Annotated in this window: 13 protein-coding genes; 5 read left to right on the top strand and 8 right to left on the bottom strand. The window is 74.6% G+C overall.

Features of this window, described 5'->3' with window-relative positions; translation table 11 throughout:
• Positions 1-3 precede the first annotated feature (3 nt).
• Positions 4-1,209: an RNA-guided endonuclease InsQ/TnpB family protein gene (locus tag ABZ806_RS02620; RefSeq protein ID WP_500214871.1), complete on the top strand. Its 1,206-nt coding sequence runs from the start codon at positions 4-6 to the stop codon at positions 1,207-1,209.
• A gap of 14 nt (positions 1,210-1,223) precedes the next feature.
• Here ABZ806_RS02620 and ABZ806_RS02615 read toward each other — a convergent pair whose 3' ends face one another.
• From ABZ806_RS02615 to ABZ806_RS02605, 3 genes are all read right to left on the bottom strand, one after another.
• Positions 1,224-3,791 (bottom strand): FtsX-like permease family protein, encoded by a 2,568-nt coding sequence (locus tag ABZ806_RS02615; protein WP_500214870.1) that lies wholly within the window; start codon positions 3,789-3,791, stop codon positions 1,224-1,226.
• Entirely contained in the window at positions 3,788-7,084 is a 3,297-nt protein-coding gene (locus tag ABZ806_RS02610) for an ABC transporter permease (protein WP_500214869.1), read from the bottom strand. Before ABZ806_RS02610 ends, ABZ806_RS02615 begins: the two co-directional genes overlap by 4 nt.
• A 158-nt stretch (positions 7,085-7,242) precedes the next feature.
• Positions 7,243-10,611 carry an ABC transporter permease gene (locus ABZ806_RS02605; protein WP_500214868.1) on the bottom strand — a complete coding sequence of 1,123 codons (3,369 nt, stop codon included), beginning with the start codon at positions 10,609-10,611 and terminating at the stop codon, positions 7,243-7,245.
• A gap of 217 nt (positions 10,612-10,828) precedes the next feature.
• On the opposite strand from ABZ806_RS02605, the gene ABZ806_RS02600 reads away from it, so the two are divergent.
• Entirely contained in the window at positions 10,829-11,389 is a 561-nt protein-coding gene (locus tag ABZ806_RS02600) for a dihydrofolate reductase family protein (RefSeq protein WP_500214867.1), read from the top strand.
• Positions 11,390-11,444: 55 nt separating this feature from the next.
• Here the strand turns inward: ABZ806_RS02600 and ABZ806_RS02595 are convergent, their stop codons facing one another.
• Together ABZ806_RS02595 and ABZ806_RS02590 are read right to left on the bottom strand one after the other, a co-directional pair.
• The gene (locus ABZ806_RS02595; RefSeq protein WP_500214866.1) at positions 11,445-12,380 is read right to left on the bottom strand and encodes a Sco1979 family transcriptional regulator; all 936 of its coding nucleotides are present in this window, start codon (positions 12,378-12,380) and stop codon (positions 11,445-11,447) included.
• Positions 12,377-13,201, bottom strand: a complete 825-nt coding sequence (locus ABZ806_RS02590) for an SAM-dependent methyltransferase (RefSeq protein ID WP_500214865.1) — start codon at positions 13,199-13,201, stop codon at positions 12,377-12,379. The genes ABZ806_RS02595 and ABZ806_RS02590 overlap by 4 nt, the downstream gene beginning before the upstream one ends.
• 271 nt (positions 13,202-13,472) lie before the next feature.
• On the opposite strand from ABZ806_RS02590, the gene ABZ806_RS02585 reads away from it, so the two are divergent.
• Both ABZ806_RS02585 and ABZ806_RS02580 read left to right on the top strand, forming a co-directional pair.
• Positions 13,473-13,829 (top strand): YciI family protein, encoded by a 357-nt coding sequence (locus ABZ806_RS02585; RefSeq protein ID WP_500214864.1) that lies wholly within the window; start codon positions 13,473-13,475, stop codon positions 13,827-13,829.
• A 155-nt stretch (positions 13,830-13,984) separates the two neighbouring features.
• Positions 13,985-15,166, top strand: coding sequence for an RNA polymerase sigma factor (locus tag ABZ806_RS02580; protein WP_500214965.1), 1,182 nt, complete (start codon positions 13,985-13,987; stop codon positions 15,164-15,166).
• Here the strand turns inward: ABZ806_RS02580 and ABZ806_RS02575 are convergent.
• Positions 15,160-16,341, bottom strand: a complete 1,182-nt coding sequence (locus ABZ806_RS02575) for an FAD-dependent monooxygenase (protein WP_500214863.1) — start codon at positions 16,339-16,341, stop codon at positions 15,160-15,162. The two genes, ABZ806_RS02580 and ABZ806_RS02575, sit on opposite strands and share 7 nt — an antisense overlap.
• Positions 16,342-16,543: 202 nt before the next feature.
• Between ABZ806_RS02575 and ABZ806_RS02570 the strand changes: the two genes are divergently transcribed.
• Positions 16,544-17,476 carry a threonine/serine dehydratase gene (locus ABZ806_RS02570; protein WP_500214862.1) on the top strand — a complete coding sequence of 311 codons (933 nt, stop codon included), beginning with the start codon at positions 16,544-16,546 and terminating at the stop codon, positions 17,474-17,476.
• 16 nt (positions 17,477-17,492) lie between these two features.
• Here the strand turns inward: ABZ806_RS02570 and ABZ806_RS02565 are convergent, their stop codons facing one another.
• Complete coding sequence (locus ABZ806_RS02565; protein ID WP_500214861.1) at positions 17,493-20,066, bottom strand: DUF7824 domain-containing protein; 2,574 nt, start codon at positions 20,064-20,066, stop codon at positions 17,493-17,495.
• Between the two features lie 130 nt (positions 20,067-20,196).
• Entirely contained in the window at positions 20,197-21,513 is a 1,317-nt protein-coding gene (locus ABZ806_RS02560) for a serine hydrolase domain-containing protein (RefSeq protein WP_500214860.1), read from the bottom strand.
• Positions 21,514-21,567 lie beyond the last annotated feature (54 nt).

Raw genomic sequence — 21,567 nt, 5'->3', positions numbered from 1 at the left:
GGCATGGTACGGCACGTGAAGCGGGCGTTTCGGTACCGCTTCTACCCCACGGGCGAGCAGGCGGCGGAACTGTCGCGCACGTTCGGCTGCGCGCGCCTGGTCTACAACCGGGCGCTGGAGGAACGCACCCGTGCCTGGTACACCGAGCAGCGCCGCGTGTCCTACATGGAGACCTCCGCGCTCCTCACCGAATGGAAGAAGAACGAGGAACTGGTCTTTCTGGGCGAGGTGTCCTCGGTGCCGTTGCAGCAGGCGCTGCGGCACCTGCAGACAGCGTTCACGAACTTCTTCGCCAAACGCGCCGCCTACCCGCGTTTCAAGTCGCGGAAGAAGTCCCGGCAGTCTGCGGAGTACACCCGCAGCGCATTCAAGTGGCGTGACGGCCACCTGACGCTGGCGAAGATGTCCGAGCCGCTGGCGATCGTGTGGTCCCGGCCGCTGCCCGAGGGTGCCGTGCCGTCCACGGTCACCGTCAGCCGGGACACGGCTGGGCGTTGGTTCGTGTCCCTGCTGTGCGAGGACGCCATCGCCCGTCTCGACCCGGCCGACCGGGCGGTGGGGATCGACGCCGGGATCACGTCGCTGGTGACGCTGTCGACCGGGGAGAAGGTCACCAACCCCCGGCACGAGCGCCGTGACCGTGAACGCCTTGCCCGGGCGCAGAAGGACCTGTCCCGCAAGGCCAAGGGCTCGAAGAACCGGGAGAAGGCCAAAACGCGGGTCGCGCGGATCCACGCGCGGATCGCCGACCGGCGCCGGGACTTCCTGCACAAACTGACGACTCGGCTCGTCCACGAGAACCAAGTGGTCGTGATCGAGGACCTCAACGTCGCGGGCATGGTCCGCAACCATTCGCTCGCCCGCGCGATCTCCGACGCGGCGTGGCGGGACCTGCGCACCATGCTGGAGTACAAGGCCGACTGGTACGGCCGCGAGTTCGTGGTGATCGACCGATGGTTCCCCTCCAGCAAGCTGTGCGGGGACTGCGGGACGGTCACTGAGACGTTGCCCCTCAACGTGAGGGAATGGGAGTGCGGGTGCGGCGCCCGACACGACCGCGATGTCAACGCCGCGAAGAACGTTCTGGCCGCCGGGCTGGCGGTGTCCGCCTGTGGAGCCGACGTAAGACCCAAACGGCGCAAGCTGGTCAGGCAGACGGCGACGAAGCAGGAAACCCAACCCACAAGGGAAGGAATCCCCCGCCTTTAGGCATGGGGAAGAAGTCAACAGTCCCCCGTTCTCAGGGCGGTTCCGGGGCGGGTGTCGAAGAGGCGGTCGACGGCGACGGCCGCGGCGGCGGCGAGCAGCAGCGCGCCGACGAGGCCGAGCAGCGCGGCGAGGCCCGGGGTGTGCGCGGTGACGGCGAAACCGCCCGTGTAGGGGCGCAGGTCGACGACCGGGCCGGTGATCTCGGGGAGCAGCAGGCCGAGCACCCAGCCGGCGCCGACCGCGCAGAGCAGCACGGGCGCGATCTCGACGAGCGCGAGGCCCCGGCTCTGCCGCCGGCTGAGGCCGAGGGCGCGCAGGTGGGCGATGGTGCGGCCGCGGGCGCGGGCGCCGACGACCAGGACGAGCAGGACCGCGAGCAGCCCGAACACGCCGCCGATGAGCGCCCCGTCCCGGAACGTCTCGTGGACGACGGTCACCATGGGGTCGCGCGTCATGTCCCGCAGGACGTCCTGCCGCAGCTCGACGTCGTGTCCGGGGGCGGCGGCGCGCAGGGCCTTCGCGTCCACGTCGCCGGTGACGAACACCTGCGAGGGGAAGCCCTTCTCGGCGGCGACCATCGTGTAGGGGACGACGACGAACGCCGTGCCGAGGCCCTGTCCGGGGAAATGCTCGATCTGCCCCGCGGGCTTGATCTTGATCGGGGTCATCCCGGGGCGGCTCAGCGTCAGCGGCCCCGTGCCCCGCGTGCGGGCGGTGAGCGGCGACAGGAGGACGCCGTCCCCGGACGGGATGCCCGGCACGTCGGGCGCCAGCTTCCGGTACGCGTCCAGGTCGACGCCGACCACGGTCAGCGGCGCCTGGTCCGTGGCCGTCGACACCGTGGAGATGACCCGGACGGGGAGGGCGCCGGTCACTCCGGGCAGCGCGCGGACGCGGGCGAGCGTCGCGTCGTCCACCGGCCCCGCCTCGATGCGCGCGTCCGCCCCGGTCTCCCACCAGGACGCGCGCACTTGGCCGTCCCGCAGGCCGGTGTCCACGGTGGCGGCGAATCCGGCGACGGCGGCGGACAGCAGCAGGACGACGAGCGGCAGCGCCCCCACGAGGTTCTGCCGGGACGCGCGCGCGAGGCCGAGGAACGCGACCGCGCCGCTGCGCCGCCGCAGCACCGGCCCGGTCGCGCGGAGCAGGTACGGGTAGGCGCGCAGGACCAGGGCGCCGAGCGCCGCGCCGAGCAGCACCGGGACGGCGGCGACCAGCGGGTCGGTCCCGGCGGACGCGCCGCGCTCGCGCAGCAGCACGACGCCGATCACCGCGAGCGCGACCAGCAGGGCGTCCAGCACGAGCCGGCGGGGGGAGGGCCGGGCGGCGACGAGGTCGTCGCGGCGGTCGGCGGCCGAGCCGAGGCCGCCGCCGCGTTCGCGCCCCACCATGACGGCGGAGACGCCGAGCACGGCCACCAGCAGCGCGGCTATCGCATAGACGGACGTCAGTTGGGGCGGCCCGACGTCCAGGAGCCGCCCGGCCAGGTAGCCGAGCGCCGCGGACGGGACGACGGCGAGCGCGGTGAGCCCGCAGGCGGGGGCGGTGAGCTGCCGCAGCGACGCGCCGCGCGCCCGCATCGTGCCGAGGACCGGGCGGAGCCGCTCGGCGAGCAGCCCGGCGGCGAGCAGCAGCACCCCGGCGGCGACCGCGGCGAGCCCGCCGAGCGCCAGCCCGAGCACGGACCGGGCGGTGTGCAGCCGCCCGGTGAACTCGTTCAGCCGGTCGTCGAGCGTGGTGACGACGTCGCAGGAGAAGAGCCCGGAGTGCCCCCGGACGGCGGAGCGGAACGCGTCGAGGTCCTCGGCCATGGCACCGGTCTCGCCGGCCTCGACCGCGCCGCCGCGGACCGGGAAGTGCCAGCTGTAGGTGAGCAGCATGTCGCCGCCGCGCGCGACCCGCGAGTACCCGCCGGCGCCCATCAGCGCGGTGCCCCCGTCGGCCAGGGTCCCGTCGCCGCCGAACGACACCTTGACCGATCCGGCCAGGCCCGGGCGGGTGAGCCAGAACGGGTCGGCGGCGTCCACCGGTTCGTAGACACCGGAGATCCGGGCCTTCAGCTCGACGAGGTCCATCCGGTCGCCGACCTTGTAGCCCATCTGGTCGGCGTACTTCTTGGACACCATGATCTGGATGTCGCCGCTCGTCTCGGACGGCGAGTTGGCCGGGGGCCGGCCCGCCACCATGCGGATGCGCTTCCACGCGTTGAGCTCGAAGCTCAGGTAGAGCACCCGGGGTGCGGAGAACCGCCCCTCGATGAGCATCTGCTCGGTGGTGATCGACGACTCCGGTTCCCCGGCGGTCCTGGCCAGCGAGCGCGGCAGCATCTGCTGCCAGGTGAGGGCGTTGGCACCCATCGCGGCCGCGCCCGGGACGGCCGTCCACGCCTGGCCGCTGCGCGCCTTGCCCTCGACCCGCAGGTCGGCGGCGGGCCCGATGGCGGTGGCGGCGGCATGGTCGTACCCGGCCGCGGTGCGGGACGGCACGGCGACCGCGAGCAGCGCGGACAGCAGCGACAGCACGGCCAGCGCGGCGAGCGGCGCCCACTGCGCCCGCGCCAGCCGGACGGCGGAGCCTCTCATCGGTCCTCCCCCACGCGCAGGCCGGCGCCGGGATCCCGGCGCCGCAGCACCCGGATCACCGGCGGCAGCACGAGGCCGAGCACGGCCGCGACCCCGGCGAGCACGCCCAGCACCACGGGCCATTGGACGACGAGCTCGGCGGGCGGGTACGGCTGCGCGGCCTGCACGCTCAGCACGACGTGCGGGACGACGAGCCGCGCCACGGCGAGGCCGAGGAACGTCCCGCCGAGCAGGCCGAGCACGACCAGGTACGCCTGCTCGATCGCGAGCATCCCGGCGACCTGCCGGGGGTGCACGCCGAGGGCGCGCAGCACCGCGAACTCGCGGGTCCGCTCGCCGGCGGTCACCGCGGCGTTGACGACGAAGGCGATGACCGCGAAGGCGAGCGCCGCGCCGAAGCCGAGCACGAGCGCGCCCTGCAGCGCCGCGCCGAGCGGGGCGTCGCGGAGTTCGGCGCGCACCTCGACGCGGTCGGCGGCGACCTCGCCCCAGGCGGGGTGCTCGGTGAGCGCCCGGACGGCCGCGGCGGTGTCGCCGCCGCGCGCCGACGCCCACCATTCACCGGGTTCGATGCTGTCGGTGGTCACGCCGTCGGCGGCGAGCCGGGTCTGGGTGAGCGTCGGCAGGTCCACGAGGACGCCGGGTTCGCCCGGCGGCACGGTCGGGAGCGCGGGTGCGATCCCCATGACCTTGACCGGCTGGTCGCCGTCCACGGTGCTGACGGTGACGGTGCCGCCGACGCCGACCTTGGCGCGTCCGGCCATCTCTTCGGTGATGACGCCCGGCACGACCGGCTGGAGGTCGCCGTTCCGCGGCCCGCGCCGGGACGCCGCGGCCGCGGCGGGGATCGCGTGGACGGCGGCGCCGGTCGAGCTGCTGTAGATGCCGCGGCTCGGGTTCGGGTCGGCGGTGGCGGGCAGCGCGATCTCGGCGAGCGCGTCCCCGCCGTCGTCCAGCTTCGGTTCGAGGGGCTTCGCCGGGTCCGGTGAGAAGGCGAACACGTCCCAGCGGAGGCCGGCGGACGGCCGGGCGTCGCCGGTGCCGTCGCCGTGCACGCCCAGGACCTCCAGGTCGAGCGGCCCGGTGTAGGGGTTCTCGTCGTAGGCGTAGTGGACGCCCCGGACCGACAGCGGGTAGGACGGCACGCCGTCCGGCCCGGCGAGGTCGGCGGTGTCCAGGGCGACCGTGTGCTCGTCGCCGTCGGCGGGGAAGCCGGGCAGTTCCACCCGCCGGGTCAGCCCGTACGCGTCCGCGACGGTCACCGCGACCTTGTACCGGGCGTCGGCGGCGGGCTCGTCACCGTCGGGCGCGGGGCCGGTGCGGGTGAGCCGGAGGTCGAACAGCAGCCGCCGCGGCTTGCCGGGAACGGCCAGCGCCGGGGCCGCGGGGCGGGCCTCGGCCAGCTTGTCGAGCCGCAGGTCGCGGCGCAGTCCGGGCTGGACGCGCAGCACCCGCCCGAGCTCCCCGGTGTCGGCGGCGAGCAGCGTCGCGGGCTCGTTGCCGAGGTCGGCCTCGGTGCGCAGCACCGCCGTCGCCGCCGTGATGCCGGGCAGCGCGGCGAAGCGCCCGCCCCGGCCGAGCACCGCCGGGCCGCCCGCGCTGGTGGCGGCGCTGAACCGCAGGTCGGCGCCGCTCTGGAAGTCGGCCTGGTCGGTCTGCGACGTCCGCCAGGTCGCCATCGTCGTCACCGACAGCACCCCGACGGCCATCGCCATGACCAGCAGCAGCACGGGTCCGGCGTAGCGGAGCTGGCGCCGCCCGACCTGCCGGGTGCCGAGGACGGGCACGAGCCCGCGTCCCCGCGTCGCGACCCGCTCGGCGACGCGCGACACCCCCGGCACGACGCGCAGCAGCAGCACCCCGCCGGCGAGCAGCGCCAGCGCCGGGCCGGACACGATGAACGGGTCGATGCCGGACGTGCCGCCCCCGGCGTCCGCGCCGCCGTCGGCGCCGTACCGGGTGAGCTGCCAGATCGCCAGCCCGGCGACGACCAGCAGCGCCAGGTCGACGCCGGAGCCGCGCAGGCCGCCGCGGCCCTGCCGGCCCATCCCGGCCTGCGCCTCGACGAACGTGCGGTTCGCGCCGCGCAGCGTCGGGATCGTGAGGGCGACCGCGCAGGCGAGCGCCGTCAGCACCGACACGATCCACAGCGGGGCGGCGGATCCGGCGTCCAGCCGCAGCCCGGACGCCCGGACCGCGGGGGCGTGCCCGGCGAGCCGCAGCAGCGGGCGGGCGAGCAGCGGGCCGAGCACGGCGGCGGGCAGCACGATCAGCAGCCCCTCGGCGATCCCGAGCCGGGCGAGCTGGCGCATCCCGAGGCCGCGGGTGCGCAGCAGCGCGACCTCGCCGCGCCGGTGGTCGGCGAGCAGCCGGGCGACCAGCAGCCACGCGCACCCGGCGAGCAGGACGAGCTGGATCACCGGGATCAGCATCGTGGACCGTGCCACGAGCACGGCGCCGTCCAGCTGCGCGGTCAGTTCGGGGAGCTTCGTCACGACGGTGAACTGCGCGCCGCCGCCGACGTCCTTGAACGTGTCGCCGGCGTGCGCCACGCGGTCGCCGAGCGGGCCGAGGTCACCGGACTCGACTCCGCGCAGGTCGGGCATGACGGTGAAGCGGGCGTCGGTCCCGGTCCCGGTGAACCTGGCGGCGAACACCTCGGGAGGGACCACGAACGGCCCGTACGTCGTGTAGTCGAGCCGTTCGACGCCGGTCGTGACGAGCTGATCGTCCTGCCACACGTAGAGTCGCGGGTCGGGGACGTCGAACAGCCCGACGACCCGGACCTTCACCACCGACTTCTTGTCGACGCGCCCGTGCAGCGTGAGGACGTCGCCGACGTCGGCGCCGACGGCCTTGGCCGCCGCGGTGGGCAGCGCCGCCTCCACCTCGCCGGAGGCCGAGGCCGCGGCGGGCCAGCGTCCCCCGGCGAGCCGCGCGTGCTTCTGGATGCCGGTGTAGGTCCCGAACGCGGTCAGTTCGGGGTGGTCGCTCTTCTCCTGGCCGGGCAGGGTGTAGGAGTCGCTGCGGACGCTCATCGAGACGGCCAGCGGGACGTCCCCGTAGACCTGTTCGAGCGCCCGGTCGACCTGGCCCTGCACCGTGGTGAGCCCGTTCGCGGGGACGTGCGCGCCGATCGTCGCCCCGACCGAGGCGAACGTCGCGTCGGCCAGCGTGCGCCGCAGGCCCTCGCGCGTCACCGATCCGGTGTAGCCGACCAGGGCCGCGAGGACGGTGGTGGCGAACAGCGCCGTCGCGCACGCCGCCAGGACCAGCGTCCGATCGCCGGCCATCCGCCTGAGTACGAGCCCCCGTTGCCCCACGGGGAGTCATGATCATCGCGATGTGGTGACCGCCACAAGGGGCCGTGATGATTTTTTGACGTTTCGCAACCATCTCGAAATACGGACAAACTGCCCCCGGCCGCAGGTGCGGGCGGCCGGGCCGCCGGTCACCGGTCCTCCCCGACGCGCAGGTCCGCGGCGAGGTCGCGGCGGCGGAGTGCACCGATCAGCAGGCGCAGCACGAGGGCGAGCGCCGCGCCCACGCCGGCGATCATGGCGAGCAGGACGGGCCACGGGAGGACCGCCGCGACCGGCGGGTACGGGCGGGCGGCGCGCACGCCGAGCACGATGTGCGGGACGGCGAGCCGCGCCACGAGCAGCCCGATCACCGCGCCGCCGAGCAGGCCGAGCGCGACCAGGAACGCCTGCTCGACCGCCAGCATCCCGGCGACCTGGCGCGGGTGGACGCCGAGGATCCGCAGCACCCCGAACTCGCGCGACCGCTCCCCCGCCGTCACCGCCGCGTTCACCACGAACGCGATGACGGCGAACACCAGGCCGGTTCCCGAGCCGAGGATGAGCGCGCCCTGCAGACCGGCGCCGAGCGGGGCGTCGCGGAGCCGGGTGCGCAGCGCGGCACGGTCGGCCTCGGCCTTCCCCCAGGCGGGGTGGGCGGCGAGGGCCCGCACCGCGGGACCGGTGCGGCCGCCGCGCACCGACGCCCACCATTCGCCGGGCGTGATGGCGGCCGGGTCCAATCCGGCCGTGGCCAGCCACCGCTCCGTCAGCGTGGGCAGGTCCACGAGGGCGCCCGGCTCACCGGCGGGCACGCTCGGCAGCGCCGAAACAACCCCGACCACCCTGACCGGCTGGTCTCCGGCGGTGGTGGACACGGTGACCGTGCCGCCCACCCCGACGTTCGCGCGGGCGGCCATCGCGCTCGTGATCACGCCGGGGACGGCGGGCAGCAGGTCGGCGTTGTCCGACACATGGCTCGGCGGTGCGGACGTGGCGGCCATCGCGTGGGCGGACACCTGCGGCACGAGCGTGCCCTGCCCCAGGTAGCCCGGCAGGTACGGGGTCGCTGGAACGCTGATCCGCAGCAGCCCGCCCGGCAGCGGAGCGACGGCCGGCGCGACGCTCGTGCGTCCGTCCGACGACCGGCCGAACGCGTCCCAGCGGACGTCCGCGGGCGGCGCTTCGTCCCCGTCCCCACCGCGCACGCGCAGCAGGTCGAGGTCGAGCGCGCCCGCGACGGGGTTCAGGTCGTAGGCGTAGTCGATGCCGCGGATCGACAGCGGATAGGCGAGCACGCCGCCGGTTCCGGCGAGGTCGGCGAAGTCCAGCGCGAGAGTATGCACGTCGCCGTCGGCGGCGAGCGGAGGCAGCGTCATGCGCTGGGCCAGCCCGCGGGCGTCCACGAGCGTCACCGCGATCCGGAAGGGGGCCGCGGGCGGGGCATCCTGCCGGCGGAGCGCGTCCGGGACCGGCCCGGTGCGGCGGAGCCGCACATCGAAGCGCAGCGTCCGGGGCCGCCCGGGGAGGGGCAGCGCCGGGACGGCCGGGCGGGCCCCCGCCAGCGCGCCGAGCCGCATCTCGCGCCGCAGACCCGGCTGGACGCGCAGGACGGGGCCGAGTGCCCGGGCGTCCACGCCGAGGACGGTCGCCGTGCGGTCGCCCACGCTGGCGTCCATGCGCAGCACCGCGGTCGCGGCGGTGACGCCGGGCAGTGCGGCGAACCGCCCGCCCCGGCCGAGCGGGCCCGGGCCCTCGACCGCGTCCGGGCCGGCGAGCCGCAGGTCGGCGCCGCTCTGGAAGTCGGCCTGGTCGGTCTGCGACCGGCGCCAGGTCGCCATCGTCGTCACCGACAGCACCCCGACGGCCATCGCCATGGCGAGCAGCAGGACCGGGCCCGCGTACCGGAGCCGGCGCCGCCCGACCTGCCGGGTGCCGAGCACCGGCACGAGCCCGCGGCCGCGGGCGGCGGCCCGTTCGGCGATCGTGGCCGCGGCCGGGAGCAGCCGCACCAGCAGCACGCCCCCGGCGAGCAGCGCCAGCGCGGGCCCGGACACGATGAACGGGTCCACCCCGCCCAGGCCGTCACCGAGCGCGGCGCCCGGTCCGGCCGAGCCGTTCGTGCCGGTCGCGGCGTTCGTGCCGGTCGCGCCGTACCGCGTGAGCTGCCAGATCGCGAGGCCCGCGACGAGCAGCAGCGCGAGGTCGGTCCCCGCGCCGGCGCGCCGCGGCGGGCGGCCGAGCCCCGTCTGCACCCGGACGAACGTGTGCCGCGCGCCGCGCAGCGCCGGGACCGCCAGGGCGGCCGCGCACGCCAGCGCGGCCGGCACCGACACGGCCCACAGCGGCACGAGCGGCCCGGCGTCCAGCCGCAGCCCGGACGCCCGCACCGCCGGGGCGTGCCCGGCCAGCCGCAGCACCGGACCGGCCAGCAGCGGGCCGAGCACCGCGGCGGGCAGCACGATCAGCAGCCCTTCGGCCAGGCCGAGCCGCGCGAGCTGCCCCAGGCCGATGCCGCGGGTCCGCAGCAGCGCCACCTCGGCGCGCCGCCGGTCGGTGAGCAGCCGGGCGACCAGCAGCCACGCGCACCCGGCCAGCAGCACGAGCTGGATCACCGGGATCAGCATCGTGGACCGCGCCACCAGCACCGCGTCGCGCAGCTGCCCGACGAACTCCGCGAGGCGCGTGACGACGACGAACTGCGTCCCGCCCCCGCCGGTCCGCGCCAGGACGCCGCGGGCGGCGGCCACGCGGTCCTGCAGGCTCCCGAGGTCGCCGGCCCCGACTCCGCGCAGGTCGGGCAGCACCGTGAAGCGGGCGTCCACCCCGGTCCCGGTGAAACGCTCGCCGAACACCTCGGGAGGCACCACGAACGGCCCGTAGGTCGTGTAGTCGAAGCGTTCGACGCCGGCGGTCATCAACCGGTCGTCCTGCCAGAAGTAGCCGTTGGGGTCGGAGACCTCGAACAGCCCGACGACGCGGACCCTCACCACCGACTTCTTGTCGACGCGTCCGTGCAGCGTGACGACCTCGCCCACCCCTGCATGGACGGTCTGCGCCGCCGCCACCGGCAGGACCGCTTCGATCACGTCGTCGCCGCCGCCCGCACGGGGCCAGCGCCCGTCGGCGAGCCGCGCGTGCTTCTCGATACCGGTCCAGGTCTCGAACGCCGTCAGGTCCGGGTGGTCGCTCTTCTCCTGGCCGGGGACGGTATAGGAGTCGCTGCGGGCGCTCATCGAGACCGCCAGCGGCACGTCCCGGTAGACGCTCTCGAGCCCCCGGTCGACCTGGTCGCGCACCCCGGTGAGGCCGTTGGCGGGGACGTGCACGCCGATCGCCGTCCCCGCCGACTCGAACGTCGCCGCCGCCAGCGTGCGGCGCAGCCCCTCGCCGGTCACCGACGCGGTGTAGCCGATCAGCGCCGCCAGGACGGTCGTGGCGAACAGCGCGGTCGCGCACGCGGCGAGTACGAGCGTCCGGTCACCGGCCATCCGGCTGAGCACGAGCCCGCGTCGCCTCACGATCCCTCATGATCAGTAGGTGCGGCGCGGGCCACAAGGCGGCGTGATGACTCCTTGACCGATCGCGAACCTCCTCGAAATACGGACAAATCAGATATCGGCCCGCCGAAAGCGGCCCAGGCCGGGCGAGCGGGAGCGTAAGGATCCGGCAAAGGCGGTGGCGCGCGGCGGTGCGGCACGGGAGAAGGGCAGGACGCGCCGAGCCCCGGAGGACACCATGCGCAAGATCATCAACTCGACGTACGTGTCCCTGGACGGGGTCGTCGAGAACCCGCAGAACTGGACGGGCCCGTACTTCCAGGACGAGGCCGCCGCCTACGCGCGGGAGCTGCTGTTCTCCTGCGGCGCCCTGCTCATGGGCCGCCGGACGTTCGACGGCTTCTCGCAGGCGTGGCCCGCGATGGAGGAGTCGACCGGCGACTTCGGCGTCCGGATGAACACGCTCCCCCACTACGTCGTGTCCGACTCCCTGAAGAAGCCGGGCTGGGGCGACACGACGGCGATCCGGCGGGCCGACGCCGTCGCCGCGATCACCCGGCTGAAGGAGCGGAGCGGCCGGGACATCCTGCAGTACGGGTTCGGCCCGGTGTCGCGGACGCTCGTGAAGCACGGCCTCCTGGACGAACTGCGGCTGTGGATCCACCCCGTGTTCGTCGGGCCCGGCGACCCCGAGGACCTGCTCACCCGCAAGGGGTTCGCGGCCTCCCTGAAACCGACGGACATCAAGGTCTTCAAGACGGGCGTCATCGTCGCGACCTACGTCCCGGCCGCGACATAGCCCAGGCGCAGTCCGGACGCGGGCCCGGACGCGGCCCGGGCGGCCCGGGCGCGGTTCAGCGGTCGAGGACGTCCCGCAGGATCTCCCGCGTCCGGGACGGGGGTTCGGCCTGCACGCCGAGGCGGTTCAGGACGTCCCGGTAGCGGGCGATGTCGGCGGCGCGGTCCGGGTAGAGGGCGCCGGTGAGCTGCTCCAGGTAGACGACGTCGGGCAGTTCGGGCTCGGCGAACCGCAGCAGCGTCACCGGGCCGCTCTCGCCCGCGTGGCCCCCGGCGGCGAACGGCAGGACCTGCACGCTGACGTTCGGCCGCTCCGCCGCCTCGATCAGGTACTCGACCTGCGCGCGCAGCGTCGCGGGCCCGCCGACCGCGCGGTGCAGCACCGCCTCGTCCAGGACGGCCCACAGCTTCAGCGGCTCGGCGCGCTCGAACACGCGGCGCCGCGCCATGCGCAGCTCGACACGCCGCTCGATCTCCCCCCCGGACGCCTCCGGGTGGCGGGCGGTGATGAGGGCGCGGGCGTACTCCGGCGTCTGGAGCAGGTCCGGCACGTTCTGGACCTCGAACAGGCGGACCACCTCGGCGCCCTGCTCCAGCCCGAGGTAGGGCTCGAACCAGCCGGACACCACATCGCCGTACACCTGCCACCAGCCGGGCGTGTTGGCGCGGTCGGCGAGGTCGAGCAGCGTGTCGCGGACGCCGGGGTCGGTCACGCCGTAGAAGGTCAGCAGGTCGGCGACGTCGCGCTCCTTGAAGCCGACGCGGCCGAGCTCCATCCGGCTGATCTTGGAGTGGGAGCCGCGGATCTCGTAGCCGGCGTCCTCGGTGGAGATCCCGGCGGCCTCGCGGAACCGGCGCAGCTGCGCGCCGACCACCATCCGCAGCACGGTCGGCCCGGCGGCGCGCAGGTCGGACCCGGTGCGCGGGTCGGACCCGGCGCCGAGGTCGGCGATGAGGGGGACCGTCGCGTCCCGGCGTTCGGCGGGCGTCATGACGCCTTCACTCCCACGGCGCAGAACTCGTCCACCTCGTCCGGCTCCCCGAAGCGGCCGGGCTCGGCGCGCCACCGCGACACCGGCACGACGCCCGGCTCCAGGACCTCCAGGCCCTCGAAGTAGCCGCCGATCAGCTCGGGCGTCCGCAGGTGGTAGGGCGTCTCGCTCGCCTGGTTCCACAGCTCGATCGCGTCGCGGAACGCCTTGCCGGTGATGACGTCGGTGCCGTCCGCGACCGCGAGGTGGCTGCCGGCCGGCAGCGCGCCCATCAGCCGCCGGACGATCGAGCGGGCCTCGTCGTAGTCGGCGATGTGCCCCAGGATGTTCAGCAGCATCAGCCCGATGGGGCGGTCGAGGTCGAGCGTCCGGCCCGCCTCGGCGAGGATGCGGCCGGGGTCGCGCAGGTCCGCGTCGATGTAGTCGACCGAGCCCTCCGTCCGGCCGGTCAGCAGGCTGCGGGCGTGCGACAGGACGAGCGGGTCGTGGTCCACGTACACGATGCGGGCGCCGGGTGCGACGCGCTGCGCGACCTCGTGGGTGTTGTCGACGGTCGGCAGGCCGGTGCCGACGTCGAGGAACTGCCGGATCCCGGCGGTGCCCGCCATGTACCGGACGGCGCGGGACAGGAAGGCCCGCGAGTGCCGGGCGACGTCCACGATCTGCGGGTAGACGGAGACGAACTGGTCGCCGGCGGCCCGGTCGGCGGGGTAGTTGTCCCGGCCGCCGAGCCAGTAGTTCCAGATGCGCGCGGACTGCGGCACCGTGTCGTCGAACTCGGGGCCGGGCCGTGCGCCGCCGTCCGGTCCTGAATCTCCCACGGAACTCCTCCTCGGCGCGCAGGAAAACTACCTACGGGGAGAAGTTACTCGACCCCGGGTCGCTTGCCCACCTGTCCCGATCATCCCGGTTTGTCATGATCCGCTGCAATGTGCAGTGTTATCACCAGACTGCCGGGCGCTGACCTGGCAGGATCCGCGTTCCGAAAAAAATCTGAGAAAAGATGTGGGCGGGATGTCGAATCGGTCTCCCCTTCTTCGACGCGTTGCCAAGGACCGGGGTTGACCCGGACACCGACAAAAGGAGGCACCCATGAGGTTCCTGTTGATGACCACGGACGCCGGCTCCGACGACGCCGCGCCGCCGGACGAGCGGCTCCAGCAGGAGATGGGCAGGTTCATCGAGGAGACGGCCAAGGCCGGGGTCCTCCTCGCGACCGGCGGGCTGGAGCCGTACGGCACCCGCATCACCTCGGCCGGCGGCAAGGTCACCGTGACGGACGGCCCGTTCACCGAGGCCAAGGAGGGCGTGGTCGGCTTCGCGCTCGTCGAGGTGCGCACCCGCGAGGAGGCGATCGAGCTGTCCAAGCGGTTCTACTCGATCGTCGGGGACGGCGAGGGCGTCATCAAGCAGGTGTTCGGCCCGGAGGACCCCTTCCCCGGGCAGTGACCCCCTGCCCGCCGAGCCCGCGCTGAGCTTGCGCGGCGGCCGGTGCGGGTGCTCTCATCGGCAGCGTGACGCCTTCGAACGCGCCCGGGGTCCACGCGAGCATCGACGCGGTGTGGCGGCTGGAGGCCGCGCGCATCATCGCCGGGCTCGCGCGCATGGTGCACGACATCGGGCTCGCCGAGGAACTCGCGCAGGACGCGCTGGTCGCCGCGCTCGAACAGTGGCCGGAGTCAGGCGTCCCGGACAACCCGGGCGCCTGGCTCATGGCCGTTGGCAAGCGCCGCGCCATCGACCGGATCCGCCGGCGGCAGCGCCTGGAGCACAAGCTGGAGGAGATCGGCCGCGACCTGGAGACCCGGGAGCCGGCCGAGCTCGACGTCCCGGACGAGGAGGACATCGAGGACGACGTCCTGCGGCTGATCTTCACGGCCTGCCATCCGGTGCTGTCCGTGCGGGCGCGGGTCGCGCTGACGCTGCGGATGCTCGGCGGCCTCACCACCGACGAGATCGCGCACGCGTTCCTCGTCTCCGAGCCGACCGTCGCGCAGCGGATCGTCCGGGCGAAGCGGACGCTCTCGGACGCCGGCGTGCCGTTCGAGGTCCCCGCCGGACCGGACCGCGCGGCGCGGCTGTCGTCCGTCCTGGAGGTCATCTACCTGATCTTCAACGAGGGGTACGCGGCCACCGCCGGCGACGACTGGGTGCGCGCCGACCTGTGCCAGGAGGCGCTGCGCCTCGGCCGCGGCCTCGCCGGACTCGCGCCCGGCGAACCCGAGGTGCACGGGCTCGCCGCGCTGATGGAGATCCAGGCGTCCCGGACCCGCGCGCGCACCGGGCCGTCCGGCGAACCCGTCCCCATCCTGGAGCAGGACCGCGGCCGCTGGGACCGGCTCCTCATCCACCGCGGCTTCGCGTCCCTGCTCCGCGCGAAGGACATCGGCGGCCCGCCCGGCCCCTACGTGCTGCAGGCCGCCATCGCCGCGACCCACGCGCAGGCCCTCGCCCCCGAGGACACCGACTGGGCCCAGATCGCGTCCCTCTACGAGATCCTCGCGACCATCGCCCCGTCCCCGGTGGTGGAACTGAACCGCGCGGTGGCGGCCGGCATGGCGCACGGCCCGCAGCAGGGCCTGGAGATCGCCGACGCCCTGGTGGACGAGCCGACCCTGCGCGACTACCACCTGCTGCCGAGCGTCCGCGGCGACCTGCTGGAACGCCTCGGCCGCCGCGGCGAGGCCCGCGCGCAGTTCGAGCGCGCCGCGGAACTGACCCGCAACGCGCCCGAACGCAGGGTCCTGCTGGACCGTGCGGCGTCCTTGGACGGCCGCGCTCAGTAGTCCTTCACCGTGAACGAGCTGACGATCTCCCCGAAGTCCTGGAAGTCGATCGCTTCGGTCTCGACCCCCATCTCGGCGTTGCGCTGCGCCTCCACCCGCGCCTTGTTGGTCAGCGCCAGCTCCTGGTTGGCCGCGACGTACCCGCGCAGTTCCCGCTCGTAGTTCGCGAACGCGGCCCGGTGGTCGCCGCCGGCCGCCTTCAGCTCCCCGGCCAGGACGTACGCGCCGACCATCGCCATGCTCGTGCCCTGCCCGGACAGCGGCGACCCGCAGTACCCGGCGTCCCCGAGCAGGACGACCCGCCCGTTCGACCACGAATCCAGGTGGATCTGCGCCATCGAGTCGAAGTGGAAGTCCCCGGCGTCCCACATCGCGTCCAGCAGCTTGGGGATCACCCAGCCGGCGCCCGCCAGCGCGTCCGCCATGATCTTCTTCTGCGCGGCGGCGTCGCGGTAGTCGTAGTCGATCGGCCGCTCCGACTCGAAGCCCAGGTAGACGCGGACCTCCTCATTGCCGCGGACGCTCATCACGCCGCCGCCCCAGCTGCTGCCCGGCACCTGGTGGAAGACCTGCCAGCGGTCGAGGCCGAGGAAGTTCGGAGCCGTCCACACCGCGAGGTAGGTGCCGAGGTGCGTGATGAAGTCCCGCTCCGGGCCGAACGCCAGCCGGCGGGTGGTGGAGTGCAGGCCGTCCGCGCCGACGACGAGGTCGAACGTCCGGACCGTCCCGCTCTGGAAGATCACCCGCACGCCGCCGGCGTCCTGCTCCAGCCCGGCGATCGAGTCGCCGAACAGGTACTCGACGCCGCCACCGGCCGCGCCACCGGCCGCGTCCACGAGGGTCCGCGCCAGGTCGTCGCGCAGGATCTCGATGTCGGGGCTGCCCAGGTCACCACCGGTGATCGTGTGCTCCTCGCTGCGGTACAGCTCGGCGCCGTCCCCGTCCACCATCGACATTCCGCGCATCTCGACGCGCTGGGCACGGATCCGCTCCAGCACGCCCATCCGCTCGGCGACCTCCAGCGCCGGCCCGCGCACGTCGACCGCCTGCCCGCCGGCCCGCAGCCCCGGCGACACCTCCACGACCGTCACGGCGAACCCGTACCGCTTCAGCCAGTACGCCAGCGCGGGCCCGCCGACGCTCGCACCCGAGACGAGAACGGTGGTGTTCCTCATGTCGACTCCCTGTTCAGCCGGGCGGGACGTGTTTCCCGCGCCAGGAAGAGACTCGCCGCTCCCACTGACCGACCCCGCACCACCCGCTGACCGTCCCGCAGGCGGCCCGCACGCCGGCGGTCAGCACACGGCAGAGGGTGCCGGTCATGCCTCAAAGTGTGCTTGGCTGCTGATGCAGACCAAGGTGCGGGGAGGAAGACCGGTGATCGCTCGTTCGGATGCTGAGGCCGCGGCGCGGCGGGTCGCGGGGCGCGTTCGCCGCACGCCGGTCATCGAGGTGGAGCCGGGACCGGCGGGGCGGATGTGGCTGAAGCTCGAACTGGTCCAGCACACCGGGTCGTTCAAGGCGCGGGGCGCGTTCAACCACGTCCTCGCCGCGCGGGACGAGGGGCGCTTGCCGGACGCGGGCGTCGTGGCGCCCTCCGGCGGCAACGCGGGCCTCGCCTTCGCCTACGCGGCGGCGGAGGCGGGCGTGCCCGCCGAGGTGTTCGTCCCGGAGACGGCGCCCGCGGTGAAGGTGGCCCGGCTGCGCGCGCTCGGCGCCACGGTCGTCCAGGTCGGGACCCGGTACGCCGAGGCGCAGGACGCCGCCACCAAGCGCGCCGCCGACACCGGGGCGCTGTTCTGCCACGCCTACGACCTGCCCGAGGTCTGCGCCGGGCAGGGGACGCTGGGCCTGGAGATCCTGGAGCAGACCGGCGGCGAGGTCGACACCGTCCTGATCGCGGTCGGCGGCGGCGGCCTGATGGCGGGCGTCGCCACGGCCCTGGAGGGCACCGCGCGGGTCGTGGGCGTGGAGCCCGAGACGATCCCGACGCTGGAGCGCGCCCTGCACGCCGGACGCCCCGTGGACGTGGACGTCTCCGGCATCGCCGCCGACTCCCTCGGCGCGACCCGGCTCGGCGGCATCGCGTTCTCGGTCGCGTCCCGCACCGGCGTGCGCCCCGTCCTCGTGCCCGACGAGGCGATCATCGAGGCCCGCCGGCACCTGTGGGCCGAGTACCGCCTGGCCGTCGAGCACGGCACCGCCGCCGCGCTCGCCGCCCTGCGCACCGGCGCCTACCGCCCGGCCCCGGACGAGCGCGTGATGGTCGTCCTCTGCGGCGCCAACACCGACCCGTCCGACCTGGCCTGACCGCGACAACCGCCGGTCATGGAGCGGCGGCGAGGTGGGCGGACAGGTGGGTCGACAGGGCGCGGGCCTCGCGGACGACGTTGGACGACCCCTTGCGCGCGGCCAGGCTCTCTAGTTCGGGAATGGGGCCGTGGGCGCCGGACCAGCGGGCGGTCTTGAGGCCCAGAGCCAGCAGGCGGTCGAGGGAGTTCACGGGGCGTTCGCCCGGCTCGGGGCACAAGACGGGCAGGGCGGCGGCGATCACCTCCCACACCTGGCGGTAGGCGCCGGCCTCCGCCGCGTGGTCGAGTGCCTCGGCGATCCGTACCGGGCGGATCTCGCCGTCGCTCATGAGTCGCCCGATGTGGCGGCCGAGCGCGGCGGCGGGCAGGTCGCCGCGGGCGGCCATGGTCCGCAGCGTCTCGTTCGCCCGCCCGCTGCGCCGTTCGGCGAGCTGGCGCGCCAGGAAGTGCGCGATGGCCTCGGCGAACGGCCCATCCCCCGGAGTCAGCTCGACGAGTTCACCGACCCGCAGCCCCTCGCCGTAGTAGCTCCCCCCGGGCAGCAGGTGCGGCAGGACGTGTGCGGCGACGACCTCGGGATGGGAGGGCAGCAGATGCGGCCAGGCGTGCCGGTGCCAGAGGCGGTCCTCGGAGGCGGACCTGGGCGGGACCGCGAGCACCGCGTCGATCAGCGGGAGCCCCGTCGGCCGGACGGTGATCACCGGCTCGGGCCGCCCGTGCTCCAGGAAGCGCATCGACACCTCCGGGGCGGGCAACCCGCCCTCGGCCAGCCAGTGCGCGGCGACGCGTCCGGAGGGCGAGGTCAGCGCGGCAGCGCGGCGAACGGTCTTCCGGCCGATTCCGCGCGGCAGCCGCAGCAGGGCCTGCTGGAGGTCGGCGGGACCGGGCTCGGCGCCGGCGGCCTCGAGAGTCTCCAGCCGCGCCACGAAGGTGGTCGGGGCGATGTGACCGGTCCGCTGGGTCGGGGTGGCGAGCAGCAGCGGCGGCGCGGTCCCGTCCACGACGGCGGCGGCGACCTCCGCGCATCGGTGCAGGTAGAGATCGTGCGGGGCCGACCCGGTCTGGAATTCCGGCAGGCGGTGGCGCCAGTTCGCGGGCACCGGCGCCGAGCCGGTCAGCAGGCGTCCGGCCGCGATGAGCCATTGCTGCGGCCAGTACCACGGCCCCCGCCGCTCCAGCTCGGGGAAGAGATCCGGCCGGGCGGCGCCCGCGAGCGCGGCGCGCACGTCGCCGGGGTTCTCGTGGTAGAGCCGGACGAACGCGTCGAGGACCGGTTCGATGGCCGGCCCGTGGAGGCTGAAGGAGGCGAGCGCCTCCGCGAGTTCCGCCGGCCGTGTGATCGGCGGCGGGAGCGAGGGGAGCCGCTCGGGGGTCGGGGGCGCGGCGAGGGCGGGCGGCGGGTCGTCGTCCGGTTCGGGGTCGGCCACGGTGCCGCCGAAGCGGGCGGCGGCTCTCGCGCCGAGGTCGGGCGCGAGCAGCGGGACGGCGTCGGCGAGCACGGCCGTGTCCACGCCCTCCGGGAGCTTGAGCGCGATCTTGACCGCGCGCTCCTGAACGGTGTACGACTCGTGCGCGAACGCCCTGGCGAGGGCGGCGGCGCAGTCGCCGGCGAGTTCGGGCTTCGCCCTTAGGGTCTTCCGCAACCACGTCAGCCCCGTGTTCACGAGTCCCGACTCCGCGCGGAAGAGCACCCCGTCCAGCGCCTCCACGACGTGCTGCGACGGCAGCTCCGCGGGCTCGGTCAGCAGGCCGAGCGCGAGGTCGGCGACCGGGCCGGGCGCGGCGGGCAGCAGCCGGACGTAGTCGTGGGCGTGGTCGAGGATCTCGCGTTCCCGCGCGGCCGGGTCGGCCGGCATGAGCAGGCCGTGCAGGCGGACGAAGAACCGCAGGTCGAGGACCGTCCCGCCGCGCAGGAACCGGCGGACGCAGCCGTCCAGCAGCAGCCGGCGGTCGACCGCGCCCCGGTCGGCGAGCGTCGGCAGCGTCCGCAGCCAGGACGAGTTGTCGCGCAGTTCCCGGCCGACGCCCTCGGCCTCGAAGACGCGCGGCAGCAGGAACGGCAGCAGCGGGTCCTTCGCGCGGGGCGGCGCGGACGACACCCAGCCGACGACGAGCGGATCGTGGTCGGGCGGTTCGATGCCCGTCTCGGCGAGCAGCGCCAAGACGAGGTCGAGCCCGATGTGCCGGGGGCCGCGCAGCCGGACCGTCAGCCGCCGCGCGAGGTCGGCGAGCCAGGCGTCGTCGCGGTCGTCCCACAGCTCGATCAGCAGGTCGGTGTCGGCATGGCCGCCCGACCAGCGGGAGTTGAACTCGCGCCGGGTCAGCCACGCCGCGACGGCGGAGGCGCCGCCCAGCGCGACGGCGCCCGCCGCCCGGAAGGTGGGCGCGAAGTCGTCGATGTCCTCCCACGGTTCGCGGCGGGCCCGGACGGTCTTGACGTGGCCCGGCAGCGCCCTGGCGACCGCGCGCCGCCCGGCGTCGTCCAGGCCGCGGACGGCGTCCGCGACCGCGTCGGGATCCCGCTCGTCGATGAGAGCCGCGATCTTCTCCCAGGCGGCGGTGTCAGGCATCTCGGTCGCGCTCGGCATGCCCGGGACACTAGGCGCCCCCTCCGACAGTCACACCGGCGATCAGCGCCGGCGGTCACGCCGACAATCACAACGGCGATCGGCACCGGCGGTCACGCCGGCGATCGGCACCGGCGATCGGCGCCGGCGGTCAGCGGAGGGTGCGGGCGACCTGGAGCGGCAGCAGCCGGAACGGCTCGTCGGGGGCCGCGGTCCGCGGGGCGGGACGCGTGCCGCACAGGGCCTCGACCACGTGCGCGGCGAGCGCGCTGTCGATCGGGTCCGGGACGGGCGTGCCGTTGGCGTTGAGCTGCTGGTACTTCATCAGGTTGAGGGCGACCGACACCTGCCGCGCGCCGCCGGCGGACGTCAGCGACTGGGTGCCCGCCCCGAAGACGGCGCCGTCGTGGCCCCAGAACGTCCCGCACGGCAGGTCGAGAGAGTAGAGGCCGAGGCCGTAGTTCATCAGGACGTTGCCGTCCGCGTCCTTCACCGGGACCGTGCGCTTCATCTGCGCCAGCGCGTCCGCGCCGACGATGCGGCCGGTGAGGAGCCTGCGGTAGAAGCGGTTGAGGTCGTCCATGGTGGAGACCAGCGCGCCCGCCGTCCACGCCCAGCTCATGTTGAACACGCTGTAGTCGCGGGGCGGTTTCACCTGCTGGTACAGCGACTCGTACATCCGCGAGTGGGGCCCGTCCACCCACGGTGAGGCCGGGAAGTAGGTGTGCTTGAGCCCGGCCTTCTCGATGACGTTCCGGGTGATGTACTTCTCCGCCTTGGTCCCGGTGACCTTCTCCAGGAGCCGCCCGGCGATGACGTAGTTGGTGTTGGAGTACGACCAGCGCTCGCCCGGCATGCCGGTGCGGGGAGCGCGCAGCCCCCAGGTGATGAGCTGTTCGGGGGTGACGTCGCGGAAGCGGAACGCGTCCAGGCTCGCGGGCGACAGCTCCTTCAGCGACGGGAACGCCGCGAGGACGTAGTCACCGATCCCGCTGGTGTGGTTCAGCAGCATGCGAACGGTGATCTGCCGCCCGAGCCGCCCGGGGATGAGGCCCGGCAGGTACTGGGCGACCGGTGCGTCCAGGCTGACGGTGCCCTTCTCGACCTGCTGGAGGATCGCGGCGGCGACGAACGACTTGGTGATGCTGCCGATCCGCGTGCGCATGCCGGGGGTGACCGGGCGCCCCGTCCGCACGTCGGCGACGCCGGACGCCCCGTCCCAGGTGGTGCGGCCGTCGCGCGCCTCGGAGAACAGCCCGTACATGCCGGCGTCGTGGGTGGCGTCGAGGGTGACCCGCAGCTTGGCCGGGTCGAACGCGGTGGTCGGCGGACGCCGCACGGCCGCCGCGACCGGTGCGGACGGGGCCGCGCCCGGCCCTCCGGCACGCGCCGGGACCTGGGCCGACGCGATCGCCAGCGCCGCCGCGACGCCCGCGGCCGTCGCCATCCGCCCCAACCGCCTCGCCATCGTCCCCAGCTCTCCGCGTACGGCATGTCCAGAGAAAAGTGTCCTCGGTGATCA

This window comes from Spirillospora sp. NPDC047418 (genome assembly GCF_040643275.1).
Taxonomy (GTDB): Bacteria; Actinomycetota; Actinomycetes; order Streptosporangiales; family Streptosporangiaceae; genus Spirillospora.
The sequence above is the reverse complement of the archived record's forward strand: the minus strand, read 5'-3'. Positions and strand labels throughout refer to the sequence as shown.

Bases quoted from the DNA above. Each gene is read 5' to 3' on its own strand.
- ABZ806_RS02620 (WP_500214871.1), top strand. From the start codon at position 4: ATGGTACGGCACGTGAAGCGGGCGTTTCGGTACCGCTTCTACCCCACG.
- ABZ806_RS02615 (WP_500214870.1), bottom strand. From the start codon at position 3,791: ATGAGAGGCTCCGCCGTCCGGCTGGCGCGGGCGCAGTGGGCGCCGCTC.
- ABZ806_RS02610 (WP_500214869.1), bottom strand. From the start codon at position 7,084: ATGGCCGGCGATCGGACGCTGGTCCTGGCGGCGTGCGCGACGGCGCTG.
- ABZ806_RS02600 (WP_500214867.1), top strand. From the start codon at position 10,829: ATGCGCAAGATCATCAACTCGACGTACGTGTCCCTGGACGGGGTCGTC.
- ABZ806_RS02595 (WP_500214866.1), bottom strand. From the start codon at position 12,380: ATGACGCCCGCCGAACGCCGGGACGCGACGGTCCCCCTCATCGCCGAC.
- ABZ806_RS02585 (WP_500214864.1), top strand. From the start codon at position 13,473: ATGAGGTTCCTGTTGATGACCACGGACGCCGGCTCCGACGACGCCGCG.
- ABZ806_RS02580 (WP_500214965.1), top strand. From the start codon at position 13,985: ATGGTGCACGACATCGGGCTCGCCGAGGAACTCGCGCAGGACGCGCTG.
- ABZ806_RS02575 (WP_500214863.1), bottom strand. From the start codon at position 16,341: ATGAGGAACACCACCGTTCTCGTCTCGGGTGCGAGCGTCGGCGGGCCC.
- ABZ806_RS02565 (WP_500214861.1), bottom strand. From the start codon at position 20,066: ATGCCGAGCGCGACCGAGATGCCTGACACCGCCGCCTGGGAGAAGATC.
- ABZ806_RS02560 (WP_500214860.1), bottom strand. From the start codon at position 21,513: ATGGCGAGGCGGTTGGGGCGGATGGCGACGGCCGCGGGCGTCGCGGCG.